General features: G+C 31.7%; 12 protein-coding genes. All 12 read right to left on the minus strand.

Annotated elements, in window-relative coordinates; translation table 11 throughout:
- Positions 1 to 64 precede the first annotated feature (64 nt).
- Positions 65 to 1144: an AAA family ATPase gene (locus tag IJI80_RS02315; protein ID WP_292787364.1), complete on the minus strand. Its 1080-nt coding sequence runs from the start codon at positions 1142 to 1144 to the stop codon at positions 65 to 67.
- Between the two features lie 202 nt (positions 1145 to 1346).
- Positions 1347 to 2183 (minus strand): TIM barrel protein, encoded by an 837-nt coding sequence (locus IJI80_RS02320; RefSeq protein ID WP_292787289.1) that lies wholly within the window; start codon positions 2181 to 2183, stop codon positions 1347 to 1349.
- Positions 2184 to 2349: 166 nt separating this feature from the next.
- Positions 2350 to 3366, minus strand: coding sequence for a phosphorylating glyceraldehyde-3-phosphate dehydrogenase (locus tag IJI80_RS02325; RefSeq protein WP_292787291.1), 1017 nt, complete (start codon positions 3364 to 3366; stop codon positions 2350 to 2352).
- Positions 3367 to 3482: 116 nt separating this feature from the next.
- On the minus strand, positions 3483 to 4154 hold the full coding sequence (locus IJI80_RS02330) for a hypothetical protein (RefSeq protein ID WP_292787294.1): 672 nt from the start codon (positions 4152 to 4154) through the stop codon (positions 3483 to 3485).
- Positions 4155 to 4259: 105 nt separating this feature from the next.
- Positions 4260 to 4802, minus strand: a complete 543-nt coding sequence (locus tag IJI80_RS02335) for a DUF2284 domain-containing protein (RefSeq protein WP_292787296.1) — start codon at positions 4800 to 4802, stop codon at positions 4260 to 4262.
- A gap of 165 nt (positions 4803 to 4967) precedes the next feature.
- On the minus strand, positions 4968 to 6911 hold the full coding sequence (locus tag IJI80_RS02340) for a cation-translocating P-type ATPase (RefSeq protein WP_292787298.1): 1944 nt from the start codon (positions 6909 to 6911) through the stop codon (positions 4968 to 4970).
- A 146-nt stretch (positions 6912 to 7057) separates the two neighbouring features.
- Complete coding sequence (locus IJI80_RS02345) at positions 7058 to 7330, minus strand: metal-sensing transcriptional repressor (RefSeq protein ID WP_292787301.1); 273 nt, start codon at positions 7328 to 7330, stop codon at positions 7058 to 7060.
- A 228-nt stretch (positions 7331 to 7558) separates the two neighbouring features.
- Complete coding sequence (locus tag IJI80_RS02350; protein ID WP_292787303.1) at positions 7559 to 8659, minus strand: DNA topoisomerase IV subunit A; 1101 nt, start codon at positions 8657 to 8659, stop codon at positions 7559 to 7561.
- Positions 8660 to 8663: 4 nt separating this feature from the next.
- Positions 8664 to 10442, minus strand: coding sequence for a DNA topoisomerase VI subunit B (gene top6B / locus IJI80_RS02355; RefSeq protein ID WP_292787306.1), 1779 nt, complete (start codon positions 10440 to 10442; stop codon positions 8664 to 8666).
- A gap of 715 nt (positions 10443 to 11157) precedes the next feature.
- A complete protein-coding gene (locus IJI80_RS02360) occupies positions 11158 to 11757 on the minus strand; it encodes a KH domain-containing protein (RefSeq protein ID WP_292787309.1) in 600 nt (199 codons plus the stop codon).
- 263 nt (positions 11758 to 12020) lie between these two features.
- Positions 12021 to 12797, minus strand: coding sequence for a serine protein kinase RIO (locus IJI80_RS02365; RefSeq protein ID WP_292787366.1), 777 nt, complete (start codon positions 12795 to 12797; stop codon positions 12021 to 12023).
- A gap of 220 nt (positions 12798 to 13017) precedes the next feature.
- The gene (gene eif1A / locus IJI80_RS02370) at positions 13018 to 13323 is read right to left on the minus strand and encodes a translation initiation factor eIF-1A (RefSeq protein ID WP_292787311.1); all 306 of its coding nucleotides are present in this window, start codon (positions 13321 to 13323) and stop codon (positions 13018 to 13020) included.

The following is a 13323-nucleotide window of genomic DNA, read 5'->3' on the forward strand; positions in this document are numbered from 1 at the left end:
TATAAATTAAAATAAAAAAAAATAGTTGATAAAAATTAGAAAATAAAATAATAAAGGATGTTGATTATTCAAACATTCCTTTAATTTCTTCTTTTTTATATTTATTGATGTCTAATGCAAAATAAATATCATCCATTGTTACTTTTTCCTTATCATTTATAATTGCATTGTGAAGAGCAGTTTTCAATATCTTTTCCTTAATGTCCCTACCAGACATTCTTTTGGAAAGCTTGACTAATTTTTCAATATCCAACTCATAATCCATTGGGAATGTATTAAGGTTTAGCTCAAAGATTTCTCTTCTTTCATCATCATTTGGAAGCTTGAATTCGATTTCCTCTTCAAAACGACTTCTGATTGCAAAGTCGATTGAAGACGGGTTATTGGTTGCTGCAATTGTTACAACACCATCATTTGGATTTATTCCATCCATTTCAGTTAAAAGGGAATTTACAATTTCAGAAACATCCCCTCTCAATGATTGGAATGACCTATGCAATGCAATCGCATCGATTTCATCAATGAAAATCAAAGATGGGGAGGATTTCAATGCAGTTTCATATAAATCATGAATCTTATTTGCTGCATCTCCAACATGGTCCCCGATTAATGAGGTTGCCTTGACCAAGAATAAGTTGATGTTCAATTCATTTGACAATGCCTTTGCAAGCATGGTTTTACCGGTTCCCGGAAGACCATAGAATAGAACATTCTTAGGAGCCCAATTGCCAAACTTCTCAGGGTCTTGGAGATACTTGTAGATGAGTTTTGATTTCTTTTTAGCATTCTCTTGACCTACTACATCATCAAAGAAAACATTGGATTTCACTCTTTTAATGGAATCATGCTTCTCCACATCTGGAATGACTATTTCAATTGAAGTGTTTTCTCCAATAACAGAGTCTTCAGGATATGCAGTTATGATTTTAAATGCAAAATCTGGAATGATCTTTTGGTCAAAAAGATAGGAACCAGTTCTAACTGATGTGCCACTCCATTGGTCTATAGCATACTGTTCAAAAAGAACTTTATCAGATATCTCTAGATTAGGGCTTTCCAATAATCCAAAATTGAAAGGATAACCTGCAGTTTCCAATACGAGAACCTTAGTTTCAATCTCACTGAAACTAGCCCTATTCTTAATGGAAACCTCTGATTTCTTTTTGCTTGAACTTTTGTTTTCAGATTTCACATTTATCACATCAAATCAAATGTTTAAAATAATTAAAATTTTTTTATGAATGTTTAGATTACTTAATATATTTTTAACATTATTTAAATATTTTCATAAAAGAATTAAGTTTGAAATTTGAGAAAAAATTTAGTAAAATTTTAAAAAAAATTACCTAAATTAGACTGTCATAAAGCTGTTTCATTCTTAAGGCATCTTGGTCAATTAAAGGAGTTTCGCAAATAATGGTAGCTTTCCAATCGTTTTCAATCAGATTCAAAAGCAAATCCTTGATGTGTGGACCATACTCATCAGCTTCAGCTAATGTGTGATGCTTCTTTTCACCCTTATCAGTATACTCAATTGTAGTGAAATGACAATGCAATCTATCAATGTCCAAATTATCTTCAAGCTTTGAAAATATGCAATTGTAGTCTTCCTTCTTATTTAGGATTCCTCTTCCTCTTGCATGAACATGTGCAAAGTCAATTGTAGGCTCGAAGTGGTCAAAGCTAGCACACATTTCAATGATTTCATCAATATTTCCTAATTGAGAACGTTTTCCAGTTGTTTCAGGCGCAAAAGTAAAGTTTTCTATTCCTTCCTCTTCGCATCTTTCAAGGAGTCTAGTGTAAGTCTTTTTAGCTAGATCCATACAGGTTTCAGGTTTTCTGCCTGAATAGAATCCCGGATGGAATACAAGCCTATATGCACCCATGAATTCTCCAACTTTTGCAGATTGAACCAATCTGTCTATTGTACTGTCAATCTTTTCCTCCTCTTTAGAACAGACATTAACATAATAAGGGCAATGCATAGACATCAGGACCCCATTTTCCTCTGCAGATTCCCTAAGCTTAAGTGCAGAGGATTCACCAATTCTTACACCATAAGTGGACTGATATTCAAAAGCATATAATCCTAAAGGTCCTAAAAATTCTGGAGATTCATGTGCCTTTCCATTAAACTCTATTGGTTTTCCAGCCGGACCAAAAATAACTTTATCTCTCATAAAAACACCATAAATAATTTAAAAGGGCAAATATAAAAAAATGAAATTAAAACAAATTAAATTAAAACAAATTAAATAGAAATATAAATTTTTGATTTAGAAAAAAAGTAAGAAAATTAAATAGAAAAATTCTATTTAATTAATTAAATCTGAAATTATAGTCGATTTATAAAATTCCCATAGCTTTGTTGGTTTTAGCAATGGATTTTTCATTATCAGATTCCATTTCCAACATTGCACGGATAGCATCTACGTTTTCAGGCACTACATCAGATTCTTGGTGTACTGCTTGCATGTAGAACAATTCATTGTCTACAACGTTAATGGATTCTTTCCATACTGGAATCTCATATAAATCATTTCTGCTTCTTCCTAAATCTTTAGCATATTCCATAAGTGCTGCAGTTGAGTCAAGGCCAGCAGCAGCTTCAACAACCATAACTCTGGAACGTTTTTCAAGTACATCGATTACTTCATCATTTGTCACTTCATTGCCAATTTCAACCATAAGGTTGTGTTGGTGCATTAAAGTGGTAGGAACAAGTAAAGCCATTGTAGTAACATCTATACCTTTCATTACAGTCTGTACATCAGGACCGTGGTGAGAAGGTACTTTTGGAGGGTTAGGTACAATAGCATTAATAGGACCTTTCTTGATTTCAGATGGGTCAGATCCTCTTCTAACCATTACAGCACGAACTTTCTTAATGTCAACCAATGGATTGAGAGTGTGTAATGTACGGGTTAAACCGGTAGTGTTACAAGATACTACTCTAGCATAGTCTGCACCATATGAATCATCATAATTAGCAAAAGAGTTAAATGATAATCCAGTTAATTCATGATCTTCTCCACCTTGGTAAATAGCTTTTACACCAGCTTTTTTATACATTTCAAGGTTTTGAGGACCAATGTTTCCAGGAGTACAGTCAACGACGATATCTGCTTCTTGAACCATATCTTCAACAGTACCTGCAATTTCAATTCCTGCTTCTTTAAAGAGACCTTCCCTTTCAGGAATTCCAATGTATAAAGGATATCCCTTTTCTTCTACAGCAGTTTTTGCTTCAAAGTTTGGTCTGGTTTTGCTCACACCAATGACTTTCATATCATCTTGAGCAGCTACAGCATCAGCCACCCTTTTACCTATAGTTCCAAATCCATTAATAGCTACAGATTTCATTTTTAAACTTCCTTAAGAATACTAAATTTATATAAAAACATTAAATTCAATAATTATATAATTAAAGTTTTATAATTCAATCTATATATAATTTGATATTCAACTTTGAGAAAAGATTAGAATACCCATTCCTGACTCTCAGGAGCGGAATGTTTTGTACCCTCATCATCAATATAATATTTTGTACCATCACTTCTGTGGTGAATATATACATGACAGTCATATCCTGCCTTATCAGACAAATCAAGGTCTTCCACCCATTCAGTAGTGCCTTTACTGCTTGAACTGCCAGATGCTGAGTGCTCTGCTTTAGTGATTGATTTTGCAGTGACTGTTCCATTTCCAATAGCTAACTGTATACTATCGTCAGTGGCTAAACTAATATCTGCACTATCCAATACATTTCCCTCTTCATCATATAATTTGACAATTGCACGGTCAGGATACTTGTCATATGAGTCCTTACTTTCACATACAATACTTCCATCCGCACCAACCGTTTTTGTACTTTTATCCCCATCATTTAAATTAGCACCTCCACGACTATATAAAATGCTTACAATAACATTCTCATTTGAATGATTAGAACCTACATTAATAGTACAGATGGTTTTTGCATCTAATGAATGGTCGGTTGAAAAAGTAGTATTTATAATATGCATAGGCTCTTTTTCACTTAAAGGATTGATTCCCCCATTTGAGTTTAAGTATAATACAGTCCCCAATATAAAAGTTACACAAATTATGGCAACTACAATAATTATCGTATTTTTATTATTTAATTCCATTTTAATCCCCCTTTAAATTATTCTAAAAATTAATTCTAATTATTCTAAATTTTAAATTAATTTATTCTAATTTTCCTAATTATTCTAATTATTTAATTTTGATAATTATTCTAATAAAACTAAACCATAACAGAAATAGCTATTATTCTCTTTATCAATGCCTAATATGTCATATCCATTGTTTTCAATGGTTTTATGAATATCCACTCCACAAGCTTCTCCAGAGGGACGGGCTTCATTTGGATACTTGCATCCATCCAAATTACACGCTTCACCTTTGGACTGGCACACTAAACAAGTTCCTGCACCCATACCAAAAGCCTTATAATATCCATGATGAGCACAGCAATTTTCAATATCCACTGCTATTTTAGTTATTCCCCCAATATTGTCTTCAATAGAAGCTAAGCTGATTTCAAATAAAATAGCTGTTTTATATGAATTGACCATTCCCACAAATTCCTCCGCTTTCGGAGTATATGGTGGACAAACCAATGTTTTTCCATAACTAGGGCAACCATATTGACATTTTAATCTTGTCCATGGCTCTACAACAATGGAGCTTACATCAATATATTCAAACTTAAAATTCTTATAATCTTTTGTTAAATCGAATATTTCCTCTTTTAATTCATCCAAGCTAATCATAAAATCCTCCAAGATTTAAAAAAAAAAATAAAAAATACCTTATTAAATAAATTTTGAATACAATAATAAATAAAATTTTTTAAATTATATTAAAAAAAGTTAATAAAAGAATTAAGGAAAAATAGGAAAAATGATAAATAAGAAAAATAAAAAAAGTAAAAAAAGTTAATATTGGAATCTTAAAAGTAAAGATGAATAAATAATCACTATTACAGATCCAATATTATGAACAAATGCTCCACCAATAGGACCTAAGTATCCAAAAGCAGCCAGTGCAGTTGCTATAATATTTAATCCTAATGCAAAGCCAATCCCAATATTAATGGTTCTAATGGTTTTTCTTGAAAGTGCAAGCAAATGTGGAATATTCTTAATATCATCACTTACAAGACATACATCAGAGGCTTCAATTGAGATATCACTTCCGACACCACCCATTGAAATGCCTATATCTGCTTGTCTTAAAGCGGGAGCATCATTTATTCCATCTCCAATCATAGCCACTTTTTTATTAGTGGATTGGAACTCTCTGATTTTAGAGATTTTATCTTCAGGCAAACAATTATACTTCAAATCATTGATTCCCACATTAGATGCAATATGCTCCGCAGCATTCTTATTATCTCCTGTAAGCAAAGTGGAACTTATTCCTAATTTGTCTAACTGACGAATAAGTTCATAAGCATCATCCCTTAAAACATCAGACAATAAAACTGCACCTAACAATTTACCATCTTCTCCAAGGTAAATGGCTGTTGCACCAAGATTTAAATCTTCAGAAATCTTTTCTTCCATGAACTCATTAGGAACATCCATCTCCAATGAATTCAAGAACTCTTCATTTCCAGCACAAAGAGAGCGATTATTTAAATTAGCTTTTACACCTTTACCAATAATCATTTCAAAGTTTGATACTTTTTCCAAACTGTCTTCATAATTCTCCTTATAATATTTCACAATTGATTTTGCTAAAGGGTGTTCAGAAGGACTTTCTAATGAAGCAAGCAAGCGAATAAGATCTTTTTCACTTATATCCTCATTATATGGAATCACATTTGTAACAACTGGCTTTCCATAAGTCAAAGTACCTGTCTTATCAAAAATCATTTGATCTATTTTTGCTAATTTTTCAATGGAAATTCCCTCTTTAACTAAAATACCAACTTTAGTTAAATTACCGATTGATGCCATAATGGCAGTTGGAGTAGCAAGCACCAATGCACAAGGGCAGAACACTACTAAAATAGTCACTGCACGGATTATTTCACCTGTAAAGATTAAAGTTAAAATAGCACAAATAAATGCTACAACAACTATGAAGGTTGCCCATTTATCCGCAGCTTTAACCACTTCCGCGTTCTCAGGATTTGCAGATTCCACTAATTTGATTAATTTCTGAAGAGAACTGTCTTGTCCTTTTTTAGTGGCTTTCATCACAAATGAACCATAAAGATTAATGGTACCGCTAAATACTTCATCACCAACCATTTTATCTATTGGTATAGACTCCCCTGTCATAACAGACTGGTCTATTGAAGATTCCCCCTCAATGATTACCCCATCAACTGGAATAATCTCACCAGGAACAACTTTTAAAATATCCCCAACTCTAATCAAATCTGCAGGGACTACCAATTCAGTTTCAGAGTCAAGATTATAGTTCTTTATTAAAGTACCTTTAGTAGGACTTAAATCAATGAGCTTTTCAATTCCTGCTTTTGTTTTAGAGACTGTATAATCTTCTAAAAAACCACCAATTGCCATGATAATAGCAATTACACCTGCAGCAAATAATTCACCAATAAGAATTGAAGAGATGATTGCTATGGATACAAGAACATCTGCCTTAATGTCAAATTCTGTGTAAAGTCCTATGATTGCCTCTTTAAAAATTGGAATACCACAAAATATCACTGCTATCCAAATTAAATCAAATCTCCATAAATTTGCTCCAATTAAACTTAAGATTACTGAAATAATAGAAATTACAATAAATAAAATATCTCTTTTTTCACCATCCTGGAAAAAGTCTCTGATATTTAATTTAGGCCTATTAAACTCAATGGATGTTTTATCATCATTGTTAGAGAAAAATTTTTTCATATTCATTTTATGGTCCTCCAATTTCATGATACACAATTAGATTTTTAATATTTTATAGGTATACCCTTATAGGTATACTAAGTATTTGAAAAAAATAGATTAAATTGTTTAGAAATCAAAAAGAAATATTTAATCCCTAAAAACAATTTAATCTATAACCTTGAATAATATTCTAAAATAGTAGAAACATCATTAATGGCCTCATCACTTTCTCCTGCCTCAATTGCATTTCTAATACAATTTTCTAAGTGACCTTCTACTATAATGTGGCCTACTTTGTGTATAGCAGATTTAGAAGCGTTTACTTGCATTAAAATGTTTTCACAAGGAATATCTTCTTCAATCATACGATCAATAGCATTTAACTGTCCAATAATTTTATTAATTCTTCTGTGAAGATTGTCTAAATCCATACATTGTTTCATAATAACACCTTAATAATTTTTTGATATTTATTGATATACCTATAAGGGTATATCTATACTAATGTAGAACTTTCTAGTATATAAATGTTTTGAAAAATATCGAAAAATAGTAAAAATAGTAAAAATTTTCAAATGGGGATCAAAAATAATAAAGTATATAAAATTAAAAAATTTAAAAAATAGAAAGAATAAAAAAAGAAAAAATAAATTAATTTAAAAATTAATTTATTATAATTGTCCAAATTGTCTTAATTTCTCTGGGAAATATGTGTCTACTACATATTCTAGACCATATTTGGAGAAAGATTGCTGTTCTGCTTTTTTACCAATCTTAAGCATTTTCTTAATCTCGGTTTGCCAGAACTCAGTTTGATACCTTGGGTCTTTTGAAAGCTCTTTCAATCTCAATACATCGATATCTTTCAATGGATCTGTTGGAAGATCATATTCAATGATATCTGTTGCAGTTACTCCTAAGAACTTAGCATCAGGAGTAGCCAAATCATGATTTACGTGAGCTAATTTTGCACTTCCAGATATAATTACCTGTCCGATGTGGAATCCCCAAGGGTCTCCGTCGTTACAGATATAAACTGGAAGGCCTAATTCTTCATTTACCCTTTTGATAAATCTTCTTGTAGCACGAGCAGCTTGACCTTTAAGACCTACAATCAAACAATTGAATCTATTGTGAGCGTCCTCTTGAACTAACCTGTGGAACATCCCCATGGTTTCCACTGCAAGTACAAAGTCTGCACCACAATCCAACAATTCAACTTGGTCAATGGTTGGAGAAATGGTATAACCGGATTTACCTGCCCTTGCAGCATTGATTTCAAATTCACCATCAAGCAAGGTAATGTCACCATAAACGGATGCACCGTCTTCTTCAGGCATTAATCCTAAATCTTCACGGGTAGCACCTAATGCTACTTCAAGGTCTTCTCCTACAATGTTAGATTCCTGTTGGTTATTGAATTCAATACCCCAACCTTCAGAGATATAGTACATCTCCCTGATAGTAGCGGTTTTATCTCTTAATACCAAGTCCTTACAGAAATTAGCAACATAAACCATTTGCCCTAATTTTCTGATTTGCTTTACATTTCCAAGAGACCTTTTACCAAATCTGTCACCGAGGATATAATAACGTTTATCTGGGTCGTAAACAATGTTTCCAGTACCTCTAGAAGGAATTCTTAATGTAGGTACTTTCTCTTTTTCAACGTCCTCTATAATTTCTTGACCAAAGGCCTTAAGTTTATTGAAAGTGTATTGTCTCCTTTGCTCTTTGTGAGTATGTTTATGAGTAGTAGTTTCTTCAGCCATCTAATCATACCTCCTGGTCCTCTGAGTCAAACAATGTAGACTGTTCAGTTTTTTTAGATTTTTTCTTTCTAGGTTTTTCATCATCTAAAAACGCTTCATCCAAATCAGATTCTTGAACTCTATCCTTACGACTTGAATGTTCCTTGTCTACCACATGACCGAATTCGTCAAGCTCTTCAAGTAAGGAGTCTACGTAATCTTCCTCTTCTATCTCTTCTTCAACTTTTTCTCCCATCAATTCTGCTAATGCTCTTCTTGTAACCTTAGCAAGAACCGGTTTATAATCAGGAACACCAGTTTCAGCAAGTGCTGCTGCCTCTTCAATGATAACAGGAACATAATCTTCAAATATTTTAGATCTCATAGCTTTTTCCTTTTCAGCTTTTTTGGATCTTATATGTCTTTGAAGCTTTCTTGCAATTTTCATGGTAGCTTGTCTAATCTCATGAACAATTTCAGGTTCTGGTGCAATACTTTGCTTACCAGTGGATAAATAAGGAACTTGAGTGGAAATAATGTTAACAAATAAAGTTAAAGGAGTGTTATCCAAGTCTCTAAGACCATATCTTCTCCAATCAATGGATTTCAATGCTTCTGTAATGGCACAGCTTCCTGCATCAAAAGTCAATGGAACTCTGTTTGCAAATCTTAAGATTTCTGATTTTCTTTGTTCATTTACAATTCTACCAGCATCTCCTCCATAAGCGATACCTGCTTCTACGATGAATGCTACACCACCTTTATAGGTAACAGGAGCTCTTGTAATTGTAGTGATGAATTCAGGTTTCAATATTAATTTCATACCTTTTTCTATTTGCTCTTCACCAATTGGAATAAGACCAGAGGTAGGAGGAGCCATGAATTTCATTTTTCCGAATGCTTCTACAATAGCTTCCGCTTCTGCCCAAGTCATGTTTTTTGGACGTTTTTTCATGTCAATGCCAGTAAGCTCTTGAAGCTCTTTGATTTTCTTGGAAGACATTCTGGATAAATTAGTTGTAAGCATGCTTTTGAAGTTTCTTTTATCAGTAGTTTTTGCAATATGAGTAATGTCATCAGCAGTTACTCCTTTAGGGTGAGGCAATACTTCTTTAGGTAAGACTGGAACAATTTCTGCAGCTCTTTTAAAGATGTATTTATGTCCTTTAGGATCTCTAAATGTAATCTTTGCATGAGGGTTAGCAATCATGGTTCTACGAATGTACTCAAATGCACCTTGTTCAGCTAATGAATAGGACACCTCTTTAAAATGGAGTTGGATACAAACACCAGTACTTTCTGGAGTGAAATGCTCTGTTTTAATAACATCCCCAACGTTGTTTTTTACATCCATCTTAAATTCCATTTTGACACCTTTAAGCTCACCATCCTCTTTCCATCCGGAAATTACATGGGTGGACTCACCAGTAGTCATTTGGGATAAAAGTACACAACCACTACAACCTAAACCTTGTTGCCCTCTTGATTGGATGTTTCTAAATTTGGAACCTGCAAACATCTGACAGTATACTTGAGTTACAAATTCCTCAGGGATACCTGGACCATTATCTGAATGTCTTAAAAGATAATGCTCTTTTCCGAGTTGCTTTAAATCAATTCTAATTTCCGGCAAAATTCCTGCTTCCTCAGCAGCGTCAAAACTGTTTGTAATCAATTCGTGGAAAACAATAGTTAAAGACCTGATTTTACCAGAAAATCCTAACATCTGTTTATTTTTTCTAAAGAACTCTGATGGAGTCAATTGGTCAAAATTCTCAAAGAGTTCTTGCGCTTGTTGAGACAAATTAAACCTCCTCTACATGTTTTTAATTAACATATGAATTAATTAAGCTAAAATCTAATTAAGCTAAATCATTAAATAATCAATAATACTTAATTATTTAAAGTACTGAACTTTCATAAAAATTCTCCATAAAAAACATATAATGAATTTTTTATATGGTAATGTAATCATAAAATAGCATATATTTAATAAATGTTTTATTAAAAATATACAAAGATTATTTTTCTGGAAAATTTTTATACAAAAATGAAAAAATTACTAAAATTTTAGACAAAATAATATTTAATTATAATCAAAAATGTGCCAAAACTATAGTAAATATATCACTATATATACATATGTTGTTGAAAGTATATAAAAGTTTTTAATTACTATAAAAATTTTAATAAAAAAATCATCATATAGTAAAAAAATTTAGGCTAAATATAATTAAATTACATCACATCAAAAAATATTGTTAAAAAATATTAAACCATACATATATCTTTAATGAAAAATAACAATTAATTAAGAAAATTGATTCGGACAAATAAAAACAATATCAATTTGTAAAAATAAAATTGATGAATCAGATATTAGAAATAAATTTAAGAAATTAAAAAAAATGAAAAAATAGAAAAATAGCAGGATTAAAAAATAAAAAAATTAAGAAATAAAAATCGAGATGTTGATAGAAAAAATAATAAAAGTAATAAAAAAGTAAAAGAAAAAATTTCTAATCTAAGTCATCACGGAATTGAATTTCATCTCTTTCAATTCCAACAACTTCTTTGAATTCTTTCATTTTACGTTCATTTTTCTTATTCTCTAAAAATGCATAGACAGATTTATGCCTTGATCCATTAAGAATCATTTCAACTGCTTCCTTAGCAATCATTACATTTTCAAGCTCGCCGATTAATGAAACAGTCTTTCCATAAATAGCCATGTCCACTTCAGCCATATCAACAATTATTTCTCTGGTTTTTCCATCTTTTCCAATTATTCTACCTTTGTATCTTGCCATAGCCTTTTTGGATTTTCCAACATACAAAGGCAATTTGATTATTTCCAAATAAGTATCATCTTTATTTAATTTTAATGCTACACGAGGATTGAATCCACGAGCAATAGCCTTTACAATATGATTTGCTTTCCATACACCAAGAGGATCTTCCATATTTTCATTAGGATAAACAGCTACAGTGCAATCTTCACTATCAATATCCAAATGAGTATTAGTTGCATTTTCAATTAATTGTTTGGTTTCTCCTTTTGTTCCAATTAAAGCACCTACTCTATCTGCAGGAACTCTAAGATAATCGGTTTCCGGCAATTTATTCACCTCTTTGATTTGTTTTATAAATTCATTTACAATTATATATTAAATATTTCAATTAAATTTAATAAATATTTTGATAAATTAATGTTTTAATAAAATTAACTTAAAATTAAAAAACACACAAATGGAAACCTAATTGGAACTTAAAAATATTTATTTAATATTAATAAAAAATAGGTTTCCTAAGAGCATTTGAAAAGTAATATTTTTAAATAAGACTTTTTTCTTAAATCTTCTCTTCGAGAAAGATTAAATAATTAATCTTTAATCAAACGATTAGTTAAATCTTCAATGGAAGTGTCCACGCCCATCTTAGAAAATTCAAAACTAATGTTCTTTATGTCTCTTTCAAGCAATTCGCGAGCTATGATATGATCTTTTACAACAGATTGAGAAACATCTATAATAACTGGCTCTTCATCAAAATTTAGAATGTTATAGCTTGATAAGTCACCATGAATCAAATTGGCCTTGTTTATGAACTTATCCATTTGATCAACTAATTTCTCATAAAAGTCAATAGGGTCTTGTGGAGGCAAGTTTTTCACAGTTGGTGCAGGATTTCCATCTTCATCCCCGATGAATTCAATTATCAAAACATTGTTCAAGCTTGTTATGGCTTCTGGAACATTCACTCCTGCATCCTTAAGCCTTGTTAAATTCCTATATTCCTTATTCACCCAATTATTTATCAGCTGTCTTTTATTGCTTGACCTAACATTAAAACGAGGGTCTCCTGCAATGTAATATTGCATTTTCTTAAAATCGGAAGTGGCAATCCTATAAATCTTAACAGCAACTATGGAACCATCATCCTTAATCCCTTTTAGTACATTAGCTTCCTTACCAGTGCTAATAGCTCCATTTAAAACATCCAAATAACCTTGATTAGCTAATTTATAAAGTACCTGCAAAGTTGCCTTGTCAAAGATTTCACTAGATACCTTCCTATCATCAGAATCCTTAATTCTTTTTTGTGAAATCAATTTTTGAACTTGTGCATCCGCTTTAGCCACTCTCGGATTTTCGTCCATCACTTCTTCATCAGATTCAACTTCCATTGAATCATCTTCCATAAGCTCCTCATCAACAAGTTCCTCATCAACATTAGCCATTATTGGATTCTCTTCCATAAAAACACCGTTTTAAAATTAGATAAAAATTTAGAAGTAGTTCAAAAAGTAATTAAAAAAATTAAGTAAAATTTAGGTAAAAAAAGAAAATTAAAAAAGTAAATCAAAGGATTTACTTAATTTACATATTCAAATAGCCTTTTCTTTCAAGCCAGTTAGATTCTGTTCTTGTGTATCTCCAAATTACATCAGCCTTTTGGTCTGATTGGAAATCCCATGGTTTTACAAGAACAACATCACCTTCACGTATCCAAATTCTCTTTTTCATTTTACCTGGAATACGTGTCATTCTGATATTACCATCAGCACATCTTACTTTAATTTTTCCATGACCCATAATTTGTTCGACTACCCCTGGAATTTCGCCTTTTCTAGGAGTACGTACTCTTCTATATTCTTGTTGATCATTATTTTGTGGTTTACTCAA

It is taken from the genome of Methanobrevibacter sp. (assembly GCF_017432245.1).
In the GTDB taxonomy this organism is placed as follows: Archaea; Methanobacteriota; Methanobacteria; order Methanobacteriales; family Methanobacteriaceae; genus Methanobrevibacter.

Coding starts and splice junctions, on each gene's coding strand:
- IJI80_RS02335 (WP_292787296.1), bottom strand. CDS start 4,802: ATGATTAGCTTGGATGAATTAAAAGAGGAAATATTCGATTTAACAAAA.
- IJI80_RS02330 (WP_292787294.1), bottom strand. CDS start 4,154: ATGGAATTAAATAATAAAAATACGATAATTATTGTAGTTGCCATAATT.
- IJI80_RS02365 (WP_292787366.1), bottom strand. CDS start 12,797: ATGGACGAAAATCCGAGAGTGGCTAAAGCGGATGCACAAGTTCAAAAA.
- IJI80_RS02345 (WP_292787301.1), bottom strand. CDS start 7,330: ATGAAACAATGTATGGATTTAGACAATCTTCACAGAAGAATTAATAAA.
- IJI80_RS02325 (WP_292787291.1), bottom strand. CDS start 3,366: ATGAAATCTGTAGCTATTAATGGATTTGGAACTATAGGTAAAAGGGTG.
- IJI80_RS02350 (WP_292787303.1), bottom strand. CDS start 8,659: ATGGCTGAAGAAACTACTACTCATAAACATACTCACAAAGAGCAAAGG.
- IJI80_RS02340 (WP_292787298.1), bottom strand. CDS start 6,911: ATGAATATGAAAAAATTTTTCTCTAACAATGATGATAAAACATCCATT.
- IJI80_RS02320 (WP_292787289.1), bottom strand. CDS start 2,183: ATGAGAGATAAAGTTATTTTTGGTCCGGCTGGAAAACCAATAGAGTTT.